The organism is Roseomonas gilardii, assembly GCF_001941945.1.
Classification (GTDB): Bacteria; Pseudomonadota; Alphaproteobacteria; order Acetobacterales; family Acetobacteraceae; genus Roseomonas.
Genome location: NZ_CP015583.1, coordinates 3,537,312 through 3,555,271 on the forward strand (window position 1 = coordinate 3,537,312; position 17,960 = coordinate 3,555,271).

Sequence of the window (17,960 nt, forward strand, 5' to 3'; positions counted from 1 at the left end):
GGAACGGGCGCGGGCGTTGCACGCCCGTGCCTGACGGCGGCCCCGGCCCCGCGCCTGGATCAGATCCCTTCCGGCTTTCCCGCCACCACCGCGCCCAGGCGCGCCGGCTGCAGCACGCGCGCCGCCACCTTGGCCACGCCCTCCCGCGTCAGCGCCGCCAGCCGCTCCGGCCGCTTCGCCAGCCAGTCCGCCGGGCGGCCGTTGCGGCGCTGGCTCATCAGGATGGAAGCGGTGCGCCGGCTATCGGTGAACTGCAGCGGCAGGCTGCCGGTGAGGTAGGAGATCGCCTCCTCCATCTCCGCCTGGGTCGGGCCCTCCGCCGCCATATGCGCCCATTCCGCGCGCAGCACGTTCAGCGTCTCGGTGACGCGGGCATTCTCCGTGGCCACCGAACCGGTGACGAGGCCCTGCCCCGCGATCACGTCCAGCCCGGCGCCAATGCCGTAGGACAGGCCGCGCTTGACCCGCACCTCCTGCATCAGGCGGGAGGAGAAGCCGCCCCCGCCCAGCACGCGCAGCGCCACCTGCGCCGCCTCCCAGTCCGGGTCGCGCACCGGCAGGCCCGGCTGGCCGAAGAGCACGGCGCATTGCGGCGCATCCACCGGCACCACCACAGGCCCGGGCCCGGCCAGGGCCGGCAGGGCGAAGTCCGGCAGCGGCGGCGCCTCGGGCGCCTCGCCCGTCGGCAGCGCGCCGAAGACATCGGCGAGCAGGGCCGAGAAGGCCTCGGGCCCGATCGCCCCGGCGGCCGCGATCACCAGCCCGTCCCGGCGCAGGTGACGGGTGGCGGCGGCGCGGATCGCCTCCACGGGCAGGGCGGCGAGGCTCTCCGCCGTGCCGCCGGGCGGGCGGCCATAGGGGCTGCCCGGAAAGGCCTGCGCCCAGAAGGCGCGGTTCGCCTGCCCGCGCGGCCCTTCAAGCTGCTGCCGGGCGCCGGCGATGGCCCGCGCCCGCACCCGCCCCACCGCCTCGGCATCGAAGCGCGGCGAAAGCATGGCCAGCCGCGCCAGCCGCGCCGCCTCCGGCAGCGCATCGCTCAGCGCGCGGAAGCCGCCCTCGAAGCCGTCGCGGTCGCTGTGGAAGGAAAGGCCGATCGCTGCATCGCGCAGCGCGTCCTGGAACTGCGCGGCGGGCAGCTCGCCGGCCCCCTCGGTCAGCAGCGCGGCGGCCATGGCGGCGGCGCCCTCCTGCCCCTCGGGGTCGAGCGAGGCTCCGCCCGACCAGCTCCAGGCCAGCGAAACCACCGGCACGGAATGGTCCTCGGCCAGCCAGGCGGACAGCCCGCCCGGCGCGGTGACCTCGCGGATCGGCAGGGAGAAGCCGGCCTGCGGATGCGAGGCCGGCGGGTTCAGGGAGGAAGAGGTCACGATGCGCTCACGCCCTCGGGCAGCAGCCAGCCCGTGATGGAGGGATGGGTGAAGACGGAACGGGCGGCGGCCGCCACCTGCGCATCGGTCACGGCGCGGATGCGGGTGGGCCAGAACTCCACCACCTCCGGCCCCAGCCCGACCGACAGGACATGGCCGAACATGCGGGGCGCGGCGCCCAGCCCGTCCAGCGCCAGCAGCGCGCCCGCCGTCACCTGCCGCTTGGAGCGGGCGACCTCCATCTCGGTCACGCCCTGGTCCAGCAGCCTCGCGACCTCGGCCTCCATCGCCGCCTCCAGCTTCGCCGGGGCCACGTCGCGCCCGGGCGTGGCATAGAGCATCAGCGTGCCCGCGCCGAGATCGTCGGAATCGTAGTAGCACCCGGCCGAGACGGCGATCCCCGTCTCCACCAGTGCCCGGTGCAGCCGCGACCCCGCGCCGCCGCCGAAGAGATGCGCCAGCACTTCCAGCGGCTCCGCCAGGCCGGTCTCGCCCCAGGTGAGCGTCGGCGCGATCCAGGAACGCAGGTACTGCGCCTCCCGCACCTGGGCGTCGTTGCGCACCAGCCGCGCCTCCAGCGGCGCCTCGGGCGGGGGCGCGCGGCCACGGTCGGCCGCCTGCGTCGCCAGCTCGCGGGCCGGGATGCCGCCATACTCGGCCTCCACCACCCGGCGCAGCTCCTCCTCGCTCACCGCGCCGCAGACCACCAGCACGCCATTGCCCGGCGCATACCAGTGGCTGTGGAAATCCAGCAGGTCCTGGCGCGTGATCGCCCGGATATCCTCCGGCCAGCCGATGATCGGCCGCCCGTGCCAGTGCTGCTTCCCCCACATGGCGGCGTAGTAGGCCTCCTGGAACCGGGCGCGCGGATTGGCGTCGGTGCGCTGCCGCCGCTCCTCCAGGATCACGTTGCGCTCCGGCTCGACCTCCGCCTCCGGCAGCGCCACCGCGCGCATCCGGTCGGCCTCCATCATCGCCATGAGCTGCAGGCGGGACGCCTCGACCGTCTGGTGATAGGCGGTCACGTCGCGGGACGTATAGGCATTGTCCTGCCCGCCCTCCCGCGCCACGCGCTGGTTGAACTCGCCCGAGGCGACGTTCGGGCTGCCCTTGAACATCATGTGCTCAAGGAAGTGGGCGGTGCCGGAGCGCCCGGCCGGGTCGTCCCCCGCGCCGACGCCATAATAAAGGTAGTGCGCCACCACCGGCGCCCGGCGGTTCTCGATATGGGCCACGCGCAGCCCGTTGGGCAGGCGCCAGAGCCCGGCATCGAACAGGCGCTTCTCCCCGGCGGGGGCGCCTTCCGGGGGTTGGGCCCGCAGGGCGGGCGGGGCGAGGGGCAGGCTGGCCGCCGCGGCGAGCGCGGCACGTCGGGTCAGGGACATGTCCACCCCAAGATGGCGGAAGGCTGTTGATTTTTCCACCATGCCCCGGTGGCCACCCGGAGAGGGATCAACTCCCCGGGGTTGCGGCGGGCGGGACCGGCGCCCTAAGTGCCGCCTTTCCGTCCGATCACGTGAAACCCGATCACGTGAAACACAGAGGGGTCCGAACCCAGATGAGCTACAAGGTCGCCGTCGTCGGCGCCACCGGGGCGGTGGGCCGCGAGATGCTCAAGACCCTGGCCGAGCGCCAGTTCCCGGTGGGCGAGGTGGTGGCGCTCGCCTCCGGCCGCTCCGCCGGGGCCGAGGTCTCCTTCGGAGAGGACAAGGTCCTCAAGGTCCAGAGCCTGGACAAGTACGACTTCCACGGCACCGACCTCGCCCTGTTCAGCCCCGGCGCCTCGGTCTCCGCCATCCATGCCCCCCGCGCCGCCGAGGCGGGCTGCGTGGTGATCGACAACACCAGCCAGTTCCGCATGGAGCCGGACGTGCCGCTGGTGGTGCCGGAGGTGAACCCGCAGGCGCTGAAGGGCTTCCGCAAGCGCCGCATCATCGCCAACCCCAACTGCTCCACCATCCAGATGGTGGTGGCGCTGAAGCCGCTGCACGACCTGGCCCGGATCATCCGCGTGGTGGTCTCGACCTACCAGTCCGTCTCCGGCGCGGGGAAGGAAGCGATGGACGAGCTCTTCGCCCAGACCCGGGGCGTCTTCGTGAACGACGCCGCCGCGCCGGAGCAGTTCACCAAGCCCATCGCCTTCAACTGCATCCCGCATATCGACCGCTTCATGGAGGACGGCGCCACCAAGGAGGAGTGGAAGATGGCGGTCGAGACCCGCAAGATCCTCGACCCCGACATCAAGGTCTTCGCCACCGCCGTCCGCGTGCCCGTCTTCATCGGCCATGGCGAGGCGGTGCATGTGGAGTTCGAGCGCCCGATCACCGTGGAGCAGGCGCGCGAGGCGCTGCGCGAGGCCCCGGGCCTCATCGTCCACGACCAGCGGGAGGATGGCGGCTACGTCACCCAGATCGAATGCGCCGGCGAGGACGCGGTCTATGTCTCCCGCCTCCGCCAGGACCCGACCGTGGAGAACGGCCTCGCCTTCTGGTGCGTCGCCGACAACCTGCGCAAGGGCGCGGCGCTGAACGCCGTGCAGATCGCCGAGGAGATGCACCGCCAGGGCCTGCTGGGCCACGGCGCCGCCTGAACGGGCCGAGTCGGAGGGGCCGGGCGCCCCTCCATCCCGCACCGCAGCACAATCCAGGCATGCGTCCCGGACGGGAAGGCCGGGGCCGGGGGCACCGCCAAAAAGGGCGGCCCCGCCCCAATTCTTCTCTTTCAGGCCCGGCGGGCGCCGCAAAGGCGCCCCGACCGGCCCCCAGCCTCCTTCGCAGTACGGAAGTCCTGCGAAGGAGGAAGACCAGATGCGTCGCGTTCTGCGAACCAGCGCGGTCGTCGCGGCCCTGCTGGGCCTCGCGGCCTGCAGCAACCCCTACAGCCCCGGCCAGCGCGCCCTGGGCGGCGGCCTTCTCGGCGCCGGTGGCGGCGCGGCCGTGGCGGGGCTGACCGGCGGCGATCCGGCGACCGGCGCCCTGCTGGGCGGCGCGATCGGCGCCGTGGGCGGCGCCATCACCACGCCGCAGCGCCCCTATTACGGCGGCTACGGCCCCCCGCGAGGCTACTATCGCGGCTGGTGACTTGTATTGCGAAGCATTCGCAGTTTACTTGCGGGGAGGCCAAGCCTCCCCTTTCTTTTTTGTCCCGCATCAGCAAGGTTATTCCAGGCCGCGTTGACGTTGTGCGAAGCCGTAACCTAAAAGGCCCCCGACACGGATTATTGCAACACGAGGCCCGGCCGCGCCGGCAGTTCCAGGCCGCCCGGACCTCGGTGAGATGAGGACGAGGAGCGGCATGGCGAGCGGACAAGACGCACGCGAGGCGATGTTCAACGGCCGGCGTTCCGATGGCAAGCCCGTCCGCCGCCCGCTTTCCCCCCATCTGCAGGCCTATGACATGCTGCAGATCACCAGTGCCATGTCCATCAGCCACCGCATCACCGGATGCGCCTGGGTGGCGGGGCTGCTCTTCATGGTCTGGTGGCTGGCCGCCGCCGCCTCCGGCCCCCGCGCCTTCGCCTGGGTGCAGTGGTTCGCCGGCTCCTTCGTCGGCGTGATCGTGCTCATGGGCCTGACCGCCGTGGCCTGGTACCACACGCTGAACGGCATCCGGCACCTCCTCTGGGATGCCGGCTACGGCTTCGACATCCCCACCACCTACCGCACCGGCCGCCTGGTGCTGATCGCCACCGCGGCGCTGACGGCCATCACCTGGATCGTCGCCCTGGTGGCCTGGATCCGCTGAGCGAAGGGACGCGACGAGCATGAGCCAACATCACGAAGCCCTGCGTCTGCAGACCCCGCTCGGCCGGGTGCGCGGCCTGGGTTCCGCCAAGGGCGGCACGCATCACTGGTGGATGCAGCGGATCACCTCCATGGCCCTGCTGCCGCTGACCATCTGGTTCACCTTCGGCGTCGCCGGCCTGGCCGGCGCCCCCTACGAGCGGGTGCTGGCCTGGATCGGGCATCCCTTCCACGCCGTGCTGCTGCTGCTCTACATCGGCATCGGCTTCCACCACACCGCGGCCGGGCTGCAGGTGGTGATCGAGGACTATGTCCGCCCCGAGAGCACGCGCAAGGCGGTGGACCTGCTGCAGAAGGCGGTCTGCCTGATCCTCGCCCTCTTCGCCGCGCTGGCGGTGCTGCGGATCGCGGTCTGAACGGGCCGATGCCCTGCCGCAGGCGGCAACCCCGGCCTTCCCGGCTGGCGGAATCGCGGCGCAGGGCCAATTTAGACAGCAAGGGCCGGCCCCTGGGCCGGCTTTCCCAGGAATTTGGTGCCGGGCGGCGCCGGGACGGGCGGAACACTCCTTCTGCCCAGCTCACTGACCGCGCGGACGAGCTTCGGACGAGGCGGTTGAGATGAACGCGATCAGCAAGCCGGGAATCGGCGGCGCGGCCTACCGGGTGGTGGACCATACCTATGACGTCGTGGTGGTGGGGGCCGGCGGCGCCGGGCTGCGCTCCACCTTCGGCATGGGCGCCGCGGGCCTGAAGACGGCCTGTATCACCAAGGTCTTCCCCACCCGCTCCCACACCGTGGCGGCGCAGGGCGGCATCGGCGCCGCGCTGGGCAACATGGGCGAGGACGACTGGCGCTGGCACATGTACGACACCGTGAAGGGGTCGGACTGGCTCGGCGACCAGGACGCCATCGAGTACATGTGCCGCGAGGCCGTGCCCTCGATCATCGAGCTGGAGCACTATGGCGTGCCGTTCTCCCGCACCGAGGACGGCAAGATCTACCAGCGGCCCTTCGGCGGCCACATGCAGAACTACGGCAAGACCCCCGCGATGCGCGCCTGCGCCGCGGCCGACCGCACCGGCCATGCCATCCTGCACACGCTCTACCAGCAGTCGCTGAAGCACAACTGCGAGTTCTTCGTCGAATACTTCGCCCTCGACCTCATCATGGAGGAAGGCGCCTGCCGCGGCGTGATGGCTTGGTGCCTGGAGGACGGCTCCATCCACCGCTTCCGTGCCCAGACCGTGGTGCTCGCCACCGGCGGCTATGGCCGCGCCTGGTTCTCCTGCACCTCCGCCCACACCTGCACGGGCGATGGCGGCGGCATGGTGCTGCGCGCCGGCCTGCCGCTGCAGGACCCGGAATTCGTGCAGTTCCACCCGACCGGCATCTACGGCTCCGGCTGCCTCGTGACCGAAGGCGCGCGCGGCGAGGGCGGCTACCTCACCAATTCCGAGGGCGAGCGCTTCATGGAGCGCTACGCGCCGACCGCGAAGGACCTCGCCTCGCGCGACGTCGTCTCGCGCGCCATGTCGATGGAGATCCGCGAGGGCCGCGGCGTCGGCCCGAAGAAGGACCACATCCACCTGCACCTGGAGCATCTGGGCGCCGAGCTGCTGCATGAGCGCCTGCCGGGCATCTCCGAGACGGCGAAGATCTTCGCCGGCGTGGACGTGACCAAGGAGCCGATCCCGATGCTGCCGACCGTCCACTACAACATGGGCGGCATTCCCACGAACATCCATTGCGAGGTGCTGAACCCGACGGCGGACGACCAGGACCGCGTGGTCCCCGGCCTGATGGCGGTGGGCGAGGCGGCCTGCGTCTCCGTGCACGGCGCCAACCGCCTCGGCACCAACTCGCTGCTCGACCTCGTGGTCTTCGGCCGCGCCGCCGCGCACCGCGCCGCCGAGACGGTCAAGCCGGGCGCGACCCAGGCGCCGCTGCCGGCGGATGCAGGCGATGCCTCGCTCTCCCGCCTCGACGGCGTGCGCAACGCCAAGGGCGGCACCAGCGTCGCCGCGCTGCGCGAACGCATGCAGCGCACGATGCAGAGCCACGCGGCGGTGTTCCGCACCTCCGACAGCCTGAAGGAAGGCGTGGACAAGATGCAGACGGTCTATGACGGCCTGTCCGACATCCGCATCCACGACCGCTCCCTGGTCTGGAACAGCGACCTGATGGAGGCGCTGGAGCTGCACAACCTGATGGGCAACGCCATGTGCACCATGGTCAGCGCCGAGGCGCGCCACGAGAGCCGCGGCGCCCATGCCCACGAGGACTATCCCGAGCGCGACGACGTGAACTGGCTGAAGCACACCATCGCCACCTGCGACAGCAACGGCCTCGTCAAGCTCGACTACCGCGACGTGAAGATGCGCACCCTCACGAACGAGGTCCAGGTCTTCCCGCCCAAGCCGCGCGTGTACTGAGGGACGGACAGAGCATCATGGCCAATTTCCAGCTTCCCAAGAACAGCCAGGTCAAGGTCGGCCAGACCCACAAGGCCGAGCCGGGCGCCAAGGACGTCCGTTCCTTCAAGATCTACCGCTGGGACCCGGACACGGGCGAGAACCCGCGCTACGACACCTACGAGATCGATCTGGCGCAGTGCGGACCGATGGTCCTGGACGCGCTGATCAAGATCAAGAACGAGGTGGACACCACACTGACCTTCCGGCGCTCCTGCCGCGAGGGGATCTGCGGGTCCTGCGCGATGAACATCGACGGGCTGAACACCCTCGCCTGCCTCAAGCCGATCGAGGACGTGAAGGGCGACGTGAAGATCAACCCGCTGCCGCACATGCCGGTGGTGAAGGATCTGGTGCCCGACCTGAACCAGCTCTACGCCCAGTACCGTTCGGTGGAGCCCTGGCTGAAGGCCGACACCCCCCGCCCCCCGATGCCGAGCGCCTGCAGTCCAAGGACGAGCGCGCCAAGCTGGACGGGCTGTGGGAGTGCATCCTGTGCTTCTGCTGCTCCACCGCCTGCCCCTCCTACTGGTGGAACGGCGACCGCTATCTCGGCCCGGCCGTGCTGCTGCAGGCCTATCGCTGGATCGCGGACAGCCGGGACGAGCACACCGGCGACCGCCTGGATGCGCTGCAGGACCCGTTCCGCCTGTACCGCTGCCACACCATCATGAACTGCTCCCGCACCTGCCCGAAGGGTCTGAACCCGGCCCAGGCGATCGGCGAGATCAAGAAGATGATGGTCGAGCGCGACGGCTAAACGCCCCGCGCCGCGACTGTGGAAAGGGGGCCTTCGGGCCCCCTTTTCCGTTCCGGCCCCTCCGGGAGGGGAACGGCGCGGGAAGCGACGTGGGGGGTCTGGCCAGACCCGCCCCCTCTGCCCCATCTAGCGTCCCATGAGCATCCGCCTTCTTCCCGCCGTCACCGCCGACCGGATCGCCGCGGGCGAAGTGGTCGAGCGCCCGGCCGCGGCGGTGAAGGAACTGGTCGAGAACGCGCTGGATGCCGGCGCCACCCGCATCGCCGTGACCATCGAGGGCGGCGGCATCGACCGTCTTCTGGTGGAGGATGACGGCTGCGGCATGGGGCCGGAGGATCTGGCCCTCTGCGTCGAGCGCCACGCCACCTCCAAGCTGCCGGAGGAGGACACGCTCTTCCGCATCGCCACGCTGGGCTTCCGGGGCGAGGCCCTGCCCTCGATCGGCGCCGTGGCCCGGCTTTCCATCATCTCCCGCCCGAGGGACGGCCAGGCCCATGCGGTCACGGTGGAGGGCGGCCGCAAGGGCGAGGTCGCCCCGGCCTCCGGCGCCCCCGGCACCAGGGTCGAGGTCCGCGACCTGTTCTTCGCCACCCCCGCCCGCCGCAAGTTCCTGCGCCAGCCCCGCACCGAGGCGGAGCATGCGGCGGAGGCGGTGCGCCGCCTCGCCATGGCCTGGCCCGGCACCGGCTTCCGTGTGGAGGTCGAGGGCCGCGTGGTGCTGGACGTGGCGCCGGACGACCGGCTGGGCCGCGTGGCGGCGGTCATGGGGGAGGAATTCGCCGCCGCCGCGCTGCGCGTCGGCGGGGCCTGGGACGATCTGCGGGTGGACGGGCTGACCGGCCCCGCCAGCCTGTCCCGCGCCACGGCGGCGGAGCAGCATCTGGTGGTCAACCGCCGCCCGGTGCGCGATCCCGTGCTGAAGGCGGCGCTGCGCGCGGCCTATCGCGACGTGATGGTGTCCGGCCGGCACCCGATGGCCGCGCTGTTCCTGGAGATCGACCCGGCGACGGTGGATGTGAACGTGCATCCGATGAAGGCGGAGCTGCGCTTCCGCGACCCGAACGCGGTGCGCGGCGCGGTGATCGTCGCGCTGCGCCGGGCCCTGGGGATCGGGGCCGGCAGTGCTTCCGGCGGTGGGGAAGGACTGGCGGCCGGGCTGCGCGGCGGGCTGGCGGAAACGGTGCGCGGCTGGAACCCGCCCCGGCCGGAAGCCTCCGCGACGCCCGCGGAGGGTCCGGGCTGGAGCGGCTTCTCGGAAACCCGCGCCACCTTCCCCGCGCCGCCCCCACTCCAGCCGGGCCTGCCGCTGGCGCCGCGCCGCCTGCCCGCCGCCCCCTGGTCCGCCGGTGCCGGCAAGGAGAGTTCCGGGGGCGCCTGGACCGTGGTGGAAGCCGCCCCGGAACACGCCGCCCCGCCCGCCCCCGGCCCGGCGGAAACCGGCGAGGACGACACTCCCCTCGCCGACGGTCCCCTGGGCCGCCCGCTGGCCCAGCTCCTGGACACCTATGTCCTGGCCGAGGCCCCGGACGGCGCGCTGGTGCTGGTGGACCAGCACGCCGCGCATGAGCGGCTGACCCAGGAACGGCTGCACGCCCAGTTCGTGGCCGGCGGCGTGCGGATGCAGCCGCTGCTCCTGCCCGCGGTGGTGGACATGCCGCCCGCCCGCGCCGCCCGTCTGCTGGACCATGCGCCGGCGCTGCTGCGCCTGGGGCTGGAGATCGAGGGCTTCGGCCCCGGCGCGGTCATGGTGCGCGCCCTGCCGGCCCTGCTGGGGGCGCCGGAACCCGGCCCGCTGCTGGAGGACCTGGCCGACGGGCTGGCGGAATGGAAGGGCGCCGAGGCGCTGGAGGCCCGGATCGACGCCGCCATCGCGCGGCTGGCCTGCCACGGCAGCGTGCGGGCCGGTCGCCGCCTGAACACCGCCGAGATGTCGGCCCTGCTGCGGGCCATGGAGGCGACGCCCCGCGCCGCCACCTGCTCCCACGGCCGCCCGACCTTCCTGCGCATGGACAAGCCGATGCTGGAGAAGATGTTCGGCCGGCGCTGAGCCGTCCCCCGCCGGTCAGTTCTCAGGGGCCGTCCCGCAGGGCCTCCGCGTTGGCCCAGCCCGCCCGGGCGCGCGGCATCCCGCCCGCGGCCGCACGCCGTTCCGCGCTCCGCTCCGGCGCGGGCACGCGCACCGGCCCCGCCTCGGCGGTGCTGTCCGCCAGCAGCGGGCCGAGCCGCTCCACCTGCCGCGCCAGCTCCGCCTGGCTGCGCACCCCGGTCTTGTGGAAGACGCGGCGCACATGGGTCCGCACCGTGTTGACGGTGATCCCCAGGATCTGCCCCACTTCCGGCAGGCCGATCCCCTGCGCCGCCCAGGCCGCCACGCCCGCCTCGGCCGTGGTCAGCCCGTGGATCTCGCGCAGTTGCTGGCAGAGCTCCGGCGTGGGCATGGTGCCGCGCGCCGGATCGGTCAGCAGCAGCAGCACGCTGGCCCTGGGCGAGGCCGGCAGGACCTGGCGGTGGCGCTCCACCTCCCGCACCGTGAGCGGCATGGCCTGCAAGGCCAGGGACGTCTTTCCCGTGTTGCGCGGCAAAGGCAGCGCCGCATGCTGGCCCAGCGCCGCCCGGTTCACCAGATCCCGCAGCAGGCGCGTCATGCCCGGCGACCCCGCGCGCAGGTTGCCCTGGCGCTCGGTGCCGATGCCGTCGGCCTCCTCCAGCATCCGGCTGGCGGAACGGTTCGCCCAGATCAGGGCGCCGCGCGCATCCGCCAGCATCAGCCCGCAGGCGAGCCGGTTCAGGATCTCCAGCAGCGGCCCGTCCGGCCGCGCATGGGGGGAGGCCAGCCGGTGGTGCATCTCCGCAGCACGGCGCAGATGGGGGGCAAGCCGCATCAGCAGGGCGGTTTCCGGCGGGCCGAAGCGCGTGGCGCGGCGCGGGCGCAGCAGGCGCAGCGTGGCCTGCTGCGGCCGGTCCGGCGGGCAGAGGGCGAGGCACAGCCCGTCCTCCATCCCGTGCGGCCGCATCCAGTCGGTGAAGAAGCGCGTGCGCTCCAGCGCCGGCGAGATCTGCCGCAGCGTCGCCGGCGCCTTCCAGGCCGCACCGGCCAGCACCGCCGGCGTCACCGGATCGAGCGCGTTGTAGCAGCCGCCATACCCGCGTACTGCCTCCTCGGAGAGGCCATAGGCCATGGTGATCCGGGCCGGCACGCCCGCCTCGCCGACATGCAGCGCCGCGGCGCCGCTGCCGAACAGGTCGGCCAGCCGGCCCAGCGTCTCGGGCCAGCGTTCCGGCGCCATGCCGGCCTCGTAGATCAGGCCGGTCACGGTGGAGACCGGGTCCTCGGCCTGCGCCGCCGCCGGCAGCAGGGGGGACAGGCCGACGGTGACACGGGCCTCCGGAGTCGTCCGAACGGATGACGCTTGGCCTTCCAGCATGGTCTATCCTCTCGGCCGGGCTGAGTGCGCCCGGCATATGGCTGATTCGTCTGAGGACATCCTGCTGGGCCGCGGTCCCGCAGGCTGTGCGGCAGGTCACACCGCCCGCCGGCCGCCGCTTTTTTCCGGGATTCCGCCCCCCGGCCGCATGGAAATGCCGCAACGACGCGCCGTCGCGGCCCCGACCCGCCGACATGCCTTCACCAAGCCGCTGAATCCTTTACGCTGCGGCAAGATCATGGGCGGTGTTCAGCATGGATGACGTGCTCCGGTGGCTGCAATCGGTGGGCCTTGCCCAGTACGCACCGGACTTCGCCGAGCACGGGATCAGCCTGTCCGATCTGCCGGAGCTCAGCGAAGCGGACCTGCGCGAGCTCGGCCTGCCGATCGGCGCCCGCAAGCAGCTTCGCCGGGCGCTGCGAACCAGAGGCGCCCGCAGCGGCGCCGAGCGCCGTCCGCTTTCGGTTCTGTTCCTCGACCTGGTCGGCTCCTCCCGCCTCGCGGAGCTGCTGGAGCCCGAGGACCTGATGCGGATCATGCAGCGCTACCGCGAGGCCTGCGCCGGCCCGGTGGCGCGCTATGACGGGCGCATCGCGCAGTTCCTGGGCGATGGCGTGCTCGCCTATTTCGGCTTTCCCGCCGCGCATGAGGACGATCCGGAACGCGCCGTCCGCGCGGCGCTGGAGGCCGTGGAGGCGGTGCGGCGGCTGCGCGTGCCGCTGCCGAACCTGCCGCCGGGGCAGGAGCCGCTGCGCGCCCGGGCCGGGATCGCCACGGGGCAGGTGGTGATCGGCGACCTGCTGGGCCATGGCGATGCGCCGGGCGACAGCATGGCCATCGGCTCCACCCCCAACCTCGCGGCGCGGCTCCAGGCCCTGGCACCGCCCGGCGGGGTCATCGTCTCCGGCGAGACCCGGGCCCGGCTGACCCCGATCTTCGAGATGCGGGATCTCGGCCCGCAGGTGCTGAAGGGCTTCAGCGAGCCCTGCCCCGCCTTCCTGGTGCGGCGGGAGGCCCAGCGCAGCGGCCAGCGCCGGCGCCTCGCCCGCCCCGACGCCTTCGTCAACCGGCTGGCCGATCTCGCGCGGCTGCAACAGGCCTGGGAAAGCGTGTTGGCCGGTGCCAGCCGGACGGTGCTGCTGCGGGGCGAGGCCGGGATCGGCAAGTCGAGCCTGCTGCGCCGCTTCCTGGCGACGCGGCGGGACCGCATCGGCTCCGCCACGCTGACCTTCATCGCCTCGCCCTTCCACACCGACACGCCCTTCCACCCCCTGGTGACGCCGCTGCGCACCCTGGCCCGCCTGGCCCCGGACGAGGAATGGCCGGATGCCCTGGTCAAGCTGCGGCACTGGCTGGGCGACGAGGCGCCGGAGATCGACGAGCGCGCCGCCGCCCTGGCGGAGCTGCTGCTGGTCGGCGACGACGGGGCGGGGGCGCGGCCGGCGGCCCTGTCCGCCATGGCGCCGCGACGCCTCCGCAGCCTGACCCTCACGGCGCTGCTCGACCAGCTCACCCGCCTTTTGGCGCGGCAGCCGCTCTGCCTGATGGTGGAGGACCTGCACTGGCTCGATCCCAGCTCCATGGAGCTGCTCGAACGCGCCCTGTCCCGTCTGCCGGGCCGCTGCCTGCTCCTGCTTACCTCGCGCGAGGCCTTCACCCCACCCGCCACGCCGGCCTGGGGCGATGTCGAGCTGCTGGAACTGCGGCCGCTGAGCGAGCCCGACATGGTGCAGCTGGTGGAGGCTGTGGCCGGCTCCTCCGCGGATGCCCCGCACCTGACGCGGCGGATCAGCCGGCTGGTGGCGTCGCGCACGGAAGGCGTGCCGCTCTACGCGCAGGAACTGGCGCGCGCCATCCTGGACGGCACGGTGGAGGCCGAGGCGGAGGTGCCGCCCAGCCTGCGGGAATGCCTCGTGGCGCGGCTCGACCGGGCGCAATCCGCCAAGGCGGTGGCGCAGGCGGCGGCGGTGGCCGGGCGCTCCGTGCCGCGCGACCTGCTCCAGGCGGTCACGGAACTGCCGAAGGAGGAGCTGGACGCCGCCCTGGCGCATCTGGAACTGGCCGGGGTGCTGCAGCGGCGCAGCCTGCCGGGCCGCGAGGGCTGGACCTTCCACCACGCGCTGCTGCGCGACGCCGCCTATGAGAGCCTGGTGCGCGACCGGCGCCGCCTGCTGCACGCGCGGCTCGCCCAGGCGCTGCCGAGGCTCGATCCGGACCGGGTCGCCGCGGAGCCGGAAGTGCTGGCGCATCACCTCGCCGAGGCCGGGCGGGTGGCGGACAGCGTGCCGCTCTGGCTCGCCGCGACGCGACGCAGCCTGGCGCGCTCCGCCTATCCCGAGGCGACGCGCCTGCTGCGCCGGGCGCTGCGGGCGATCGACACGGTGCCGCCCACCCCGGCGCTGCGCGCGCAGAGGCTGGAACTCCTGGCCCTGCTCGGCCCGGCGCTGATCGCCCTGCATGGGCCGGGCGCCGCCGAGACGCAGGACCACTACGCCGAGAGCTATGCCGCGCTGAACGACACGCCTGCCGAGGAAAGCGCGCATTTCCCCATCGCCTGGGGCTGGTGGCGGGTGTCGCGCGACTACAACATCAAGCGGCTGCGCTCCGGCGCCCTGACCGAGCGGGCCGCCCGGCGCGGCGAGCCGGGCAGCCTGCTGCAGGCGCATCACTGCGGCTGGGGCACGCGCTTCGGCCTGGGCGACCTCTGCGGCTGCCGCCGGGACATCGAGTCCGGGCTCGCCATCTACGAGGCAGGCGACTACCGCCACCACGCCACGCTCTACGGCAACCACGACGCCAAGGTCTGCGCCCTGGGGGAGACGGCGCTGCTGGAATGGCTGGAAGGCCGCCCCGAGGCGGCGCTGCGCGCCGAGACCCGGGCGCAGGCCTGGGCGCTGGAGATCGACCACCTGGGCAGCATCCTGCACGCGCTGGACATCCACGCCATGCACCGCGCCTACCGGCGCGACCCGGCGGAGATGGCGGAGGCGGCGCGGCGCATGATGGAGGCCGCCGAAACGCACGACCTGCCCGACTACCGCGCCAAGGGGATGATCTTCGGCGGCTGGGCGGCCTCGGCGCGTGGCGACGCGGCGGAGGGGCTGCGCTCGATCGAGGCGGGACTCGCCGTGCAGCGCGAGGTCGGCACCATCGAGGACTTCCCCATCTTCCACACCCTGCTGGCCGAGGCGCAGACCACGGCGGGGCAGGTGCAGCGCGCGGTGGCGGAACTCGACGAGGCGCGCGAGCTGTTCGAACGCGTCGGGCTGCATATCTGGATGCCGGAGGTCTGGCGGGTGCTCGGCCTGCTGCGCCTGCAGGCCGGCGGCCCCGGTTCCGAAGCCGCCGCCGAGGCCTCGCTGCGCGAGGCGCTGCGGCTGGCCGAGGCACAGGGCGCGTGGATGCTGGTGCTGCGCACCCGGCTGAGCCTCGCGAATCTCGACCTGCGGCTCGGCCGCCTCGGCGATGCGGAGATGCTGCAAAGGCTGGCCGGCCTCGCGGAGCGGGCGGAACGGGAGGGCGACGGCGAGGTCGAGCGCCTGCTGGCGGCGCTCCGGCGCACCAGCATCTCCTTCGCGCCGTGACCGGCCCCGGCCTCTTTCCCGGCCTGCCGCCGGAGGATGAGGCCAAGCGCTTCCGCCTGGGCGCGCACCGGGTCCGCGACCCCGGGGAAACGCTGGAACGGGCCCTGCGCCACGCGGCGCGCTTCGGCCTGACGCGGGTCGCGGTGCTGACCGGGCTGGACGTGACCGGCATCCCCGTCGCGGCGGCCATCCGGCCCAATGCGCGCTCGCTCTCCGTCTTCCAGGGCAAGGGCGCGACCCTGGCGGCGGCCAAGGCTTCGGCGGTGATGGAGGCGGTGGAGACCTGGCATGCCGAGACCCTGGCGGCGGCGCTGCGCTGGGGCAGCCATGCCCGGCTGCGCGAAAGCGGCCTGGCGCTCCTGGACCCGGTCCGGCTGCCGCGCAGCGCCGCCGCGCCGGACCTGCCGGCGCGGGAGGTGCCGATGCTCTGGGCCGAGGGGCGCGACCTCGCCGGCGGCACGCCGCTCTGGGTGCCGCTGGACCTGGTGACGGCCGACTACGCGCTGGACGGCCCGCCCTCCGGCGGCTTCCTCCAGGCGACCACGAACGGCCTCGCCTCCGGCAACACGCGCGGGGAGGCACTGGTGCACGCCCTGGCCGAGCTGGCGGAGCGCGACGCGCATGCCCTCTGGCTGGCCCTCCCCCCGGCAGCCCGGGCGGAAACGGCGATCGACCCCGACAGCGTCGCCGACCCGCTCTGCGCCGACCTGCTGGCCCGCTTCGCCGCCGCCGGCATCGCCCTGGCGATCTGGGACATCACCTCCGACCTCGGCATCCCCGCCTTCCGCGTCCTGGCCCTGCCGGGACGCGAGGAGCCGGGGGTGGAGGCGGAGCTGGGCCTGGGCTGCCATCCCGACCCCGGCGTGGCCCTGTCCCGCGCCCTGACCGAAGCGGCGCAGTCGCGCGTCACCCGCATCTCCGGTGCCCGGGACGATTTCGCGCCGGAATCCTACGCTCCCCCCGCCCGCGCCGCCCGCCACGCCGCCGCGCTGCGCGCCATGGCCGAGGCGGCGGCGCCCCGGCGGCGCTTCGAGACTGTCCAGGGCTGCGCCACGCCCACCATCCGTGGCGACCTCGCCCTGCTGCTGTCCCGGATCGGGGCGGCCGGGCTCGGGCCCGTGGCCTGGGTGGACCTAACGCGGGAGGAGATCGGCATCCCGGTGGTCCGGGCCGTCGTGGCGGGGCTGGAGGGCACGCCGGGCCCGGCCGGCGGCGGCTATGCCCCCGGCGAACGGGCCCGGGCACGTGCAAGGGCACGCGCATGAACGCGCCCGTCGTCTTCCTCGGCCCCAGCCTGCCCTGGGAGGCCGCCCGGGCGATCGCGCCGGAGGCCGTCCTCCTGCCCCCGGCACGGCAGGGCGACCTCTACCGCGCGGCGCGCTCCCTGCGCCCCCGCGCGATCGGTCTGGTGGACGGGCTGTTCCGGGAGGCTCCGGCGGTCTGGCACCGGGAGATCCTCTGGGCGCTCTCCGAGGGCATCCCCGTGCTGGGCGCCGCCAGCATGGGCGCCTTGCGCGCCGCCGAATGCGATGCCTTCGGGATGGAGGGGGTCGGCACCGTCTACCGCGCCTATCGCGACGGATGCTTTCCTCCCTTCGACGGCCCCTTCGAGGATGACGACGAGGTCGCCATCCTGCACGCCCCCGCCGAGGCCGGCTGGATCGCCGCCTCCGATGCCATGGTGGACCTGCGCGCCACCCTCGCGGCCGCCCTGGGCGCCGGCGTGATCGGGCCGGAGGGCTGCGAGGCCCTGGCCCGCAGGCTCAAGCGCCTGCCCTTCCCCGAAAGGAGCCATGCCCGCCTCGTCGAGGAGGCCGCTGCCCTGCCGGCTCCGGGGCGGGCGCTGGAATGGCTGCGGCATCACCGGGTCGCGCAGAAACGGCGCGATGCCGAGGAATTACTAACGCGAATCGTCCGGACCTCCCCCGATCGGAGGGCGCCGGGCTTCCGCTTCACCCGTAGCCTGGCCTGGGAAAGCTTCCTCGCCACGCAGGCGGCCGTGCCGCTTGCGGAGGAGGAACAGGGGGGAGGCGCATTGCTGCGGGAACTGGCGGTCTCCGATCCGGTCGCATGGCGGGAACTGCGCCTGATGGCGGAGGGCCATCCGGGCCCGCTCGCCTCCGGGGCGGCCGATGCCGCCGCGCTGGAGGATTTCCGCCGGCGCCACGGCCTGTGGCGGCGCGCGGCGCTGGAGGCCTGGCTGGCGGCGCATGACCTCGACGAGGCCGGGCTGCACCGGCTGCTGGCGCGCGAGGCCGCGCTCCGGGAGCATCTGCGCCATCCCCCTGGCCCGGCCACCCTGGAGGCGATGCTGGATGCCCTGCGCCTGTCCGGCCGCCATGCCGGGCTGAAGGCAAGGCTGGCCGGGCGGGAGGAAGACCGGGACTCACCCGGCGAGGCCGTGCTGGATGCGGCATGGCGCTGGTGGTTCGAGACGCGGGCCGACCTGCCGCCACCGCCCCCCGGCGAGGAGGACAGCGGGGCGCGAGCCCATGGCTTCCCCGATGCGGGCGGCTTCCGGCTCGCCGTCTGGCGGGAGTACCGCGCCGCCATGGAGGACGAAGCGGCCGGTGACGGGACGGGCCCCGAGCCCCGGGGCGAGGGCTGAG

General features: G+C 73.4%; 12 protein-coding genes and 1 pseudogene. 10 read left to right on the plus strand and 3 right to left on the minus strand.

What is annotated here, in order from left to right; all coding sequences use genetic code 11:
• Positions 1–59: 59 nt before the first annotated feature.
• Positions 60–1,367 carry a M16 family metallopeptidase gene (locus RGI145_RS16145; RefSeq protein ID WP_075799155.1) on the minus strand — a complete coding sequence of 436 codons (1,308 nt, stop codon included), beginning with the start codon at positions 1,365–1,367 and terminating at the stop codon, positions 60–62.
• Complete coding sequence (locus RGI145_RS16150; RefSeq protein ID WP_075799156.1) at positions 1,364–2,752, minus strand: M16 family metallopeptidase; 1,389 nt, start codon at positions 2,750–2,752, stop codon at positions 1,364–1,366. Before RGI145_RS16150 ends, RGI145_RS16145 begins: the two co-directional genes overlap by 4 nt.
• A gap of 173 nt (positions 2,753–2,925) precedes the next feature.
• Here RGI145_RS16150 and RGI145_RS16155 point away from each other — a divergent pair, with 173 nt between their 5' ends.
• The 7 genes and pseudogenes from RGI145_RS16155 (at position 2,926) to mutL (ending at position 10,389) form a co-directional block, all read left to right on the plus strand.
• Positions 2,926–3,957 (plus strand): aspartate-semialdehyde dehydrogenase, encoded by a 1,032-nt coding sequence (locus RGI145_RS16155; protein ID WP_075799157.1) that lies wholly within the window; start codon positions 2,926–2,928, stop codon positions 3,955–3,957.
• Positions 3,958–4,174: 217 nt separating this feature from the next.
• The gene (locus RGI145_RS16160) at positions 4,175–4,447 is read left to right on the plus strand and encodes a hypothetical protein (RefSeq protein WP_075799158.1); all 273 of its coding nucleotides are present in this window, start codon (positions 4,175–4,177) and stop codon (positions 4,445–4,447) included.
• Positions 4,448–4,661: 214 nt separating this feature from the next.
• Positions 4,662–5,111 (plus strand): succinate dehydrogenase, cytochrome b556 subunit, encoded by a 450-nt coding sequence (gene sdhC, locus RGI145_RS16165; protein ID WP_237183100.1) that lies wholly within the window; start codon positions 4,662–4,664, stop codon positions 5,109–5,111.
• 19 nt (positions 5,112–5,130) lie between these two features.
• Entirely contained in the window at positions 5,131–5,526 is a 396-nt protein-coding gene (gene sdhD / locus RGI145_RS16170) for a succinate dehydrogenase, hydrophobic membrane anchor protein (protein WP_075799160.1), read from the plus strand.
• Positions 5,527–5,728: 202 nt separating this feature from the next.
• Positions 5,729–7,543: a succinate dehydrogenase flavoprotein subunit gene (gene sdhA / locus RGI145_RS16175; protein ID WP_075799161.1), complete on the plus strand. Its 1,815-nt coding sequence runs from the start codon at positions 5,729–5,731 to the stop codon at positions 7,541–7,543.
• Between the two features lie 17 nt (positions 7,544–7,560).
• Positions 7,561–8,342 (plus strand): annotated as a pseudogene (locus RGI145_RS16180) (succinate dehydrogenase iron-sulfur subunit).
• A 136-nt stretch (positions 8,343–8,478) separates the two neighbouring features.
• On the plus strand, positions 8,479–10,389 hold the full coding sequence (gene mutL / locus RGI145_RS16185) for a DNA mismatch repair endonuclease MutL (protein WP_075799162.1): 1,911 nt from the start codon (positions 8,479–8,481) through the stop codon (positions 10,387–10,389).
• Between the two features lie 22 nt (positions 10,390–10,411).
• Here the strand turns inward: mutL and RGI145_RS16190 are convergent, their stop codons facing one another.
• Positions 10,412–11,767 carry a helix-turn-helix transcriptional regulator gene (locus RGI145_RS16190; protein ID WP_075799163.1) on the minus strand — a complete coding sequence of 452 codons (1,356 nt, stop codon included), beginning with the start codon at positions 11,765–11,767 and terminating at the stop codon, positions 10,412–10,414.
• A 254-nt stretch (positions 11,768–12,021) separates the two neighbouring features.
• Between RGI145_RS16190 and RGI145_RS16195 the strand changes: the two genes are divergently transcribed.
• The 3 genes from RGI145_RS16195 to RGI145_RS16205 are packed head-to-tail and all read left to right on the plus strand — an operon-like array spanning position 12,022 to position 17,959.
• Positions 12,022–15,351, plus strand: a complete 3,330-nt coding sequence (locus tag RGI145_RS16195) for an ATP-binding protein (protein WP_156878573.1) — start codon at positions 12,022–12,024, stop codon at positions 15,349–15,351.
• Positions 15,348–16,616 carry a YcaO-like family protein gene (locus RGI145_RS24735; RefSeq protein WP_075799165.1) on the plus strand — a complete coding sequence of 423 codons (1,269 nt, stop codon included), beginning with the start codon at positions 15,348–15,350 and terminating at the stop codon, positions 16,614–16,616. Before RGI145_RS16195 ends, RGI145_RS24735 begins: the two co-directional genes overlap by 4 nt.
• The gene (locus tag RGI145_RS16205; RefSeq protein ID WP_075799166.1) at positions 16,613–17,959 is read left to right on the plus strand and encodes a TfuA-like protein; all 1,347 of its coding nucleotides are present in this window, start codon (positions 16,613–16,615) and stop codon (positions 17,957–17,959) included. The genes RGI145_RS24735 and RGI145_RS16205 overlap by 4 nt, the downstream gene beginning before the upstream one ends.
• Position 17,960 lies beyond the last annotated feature (1 nt).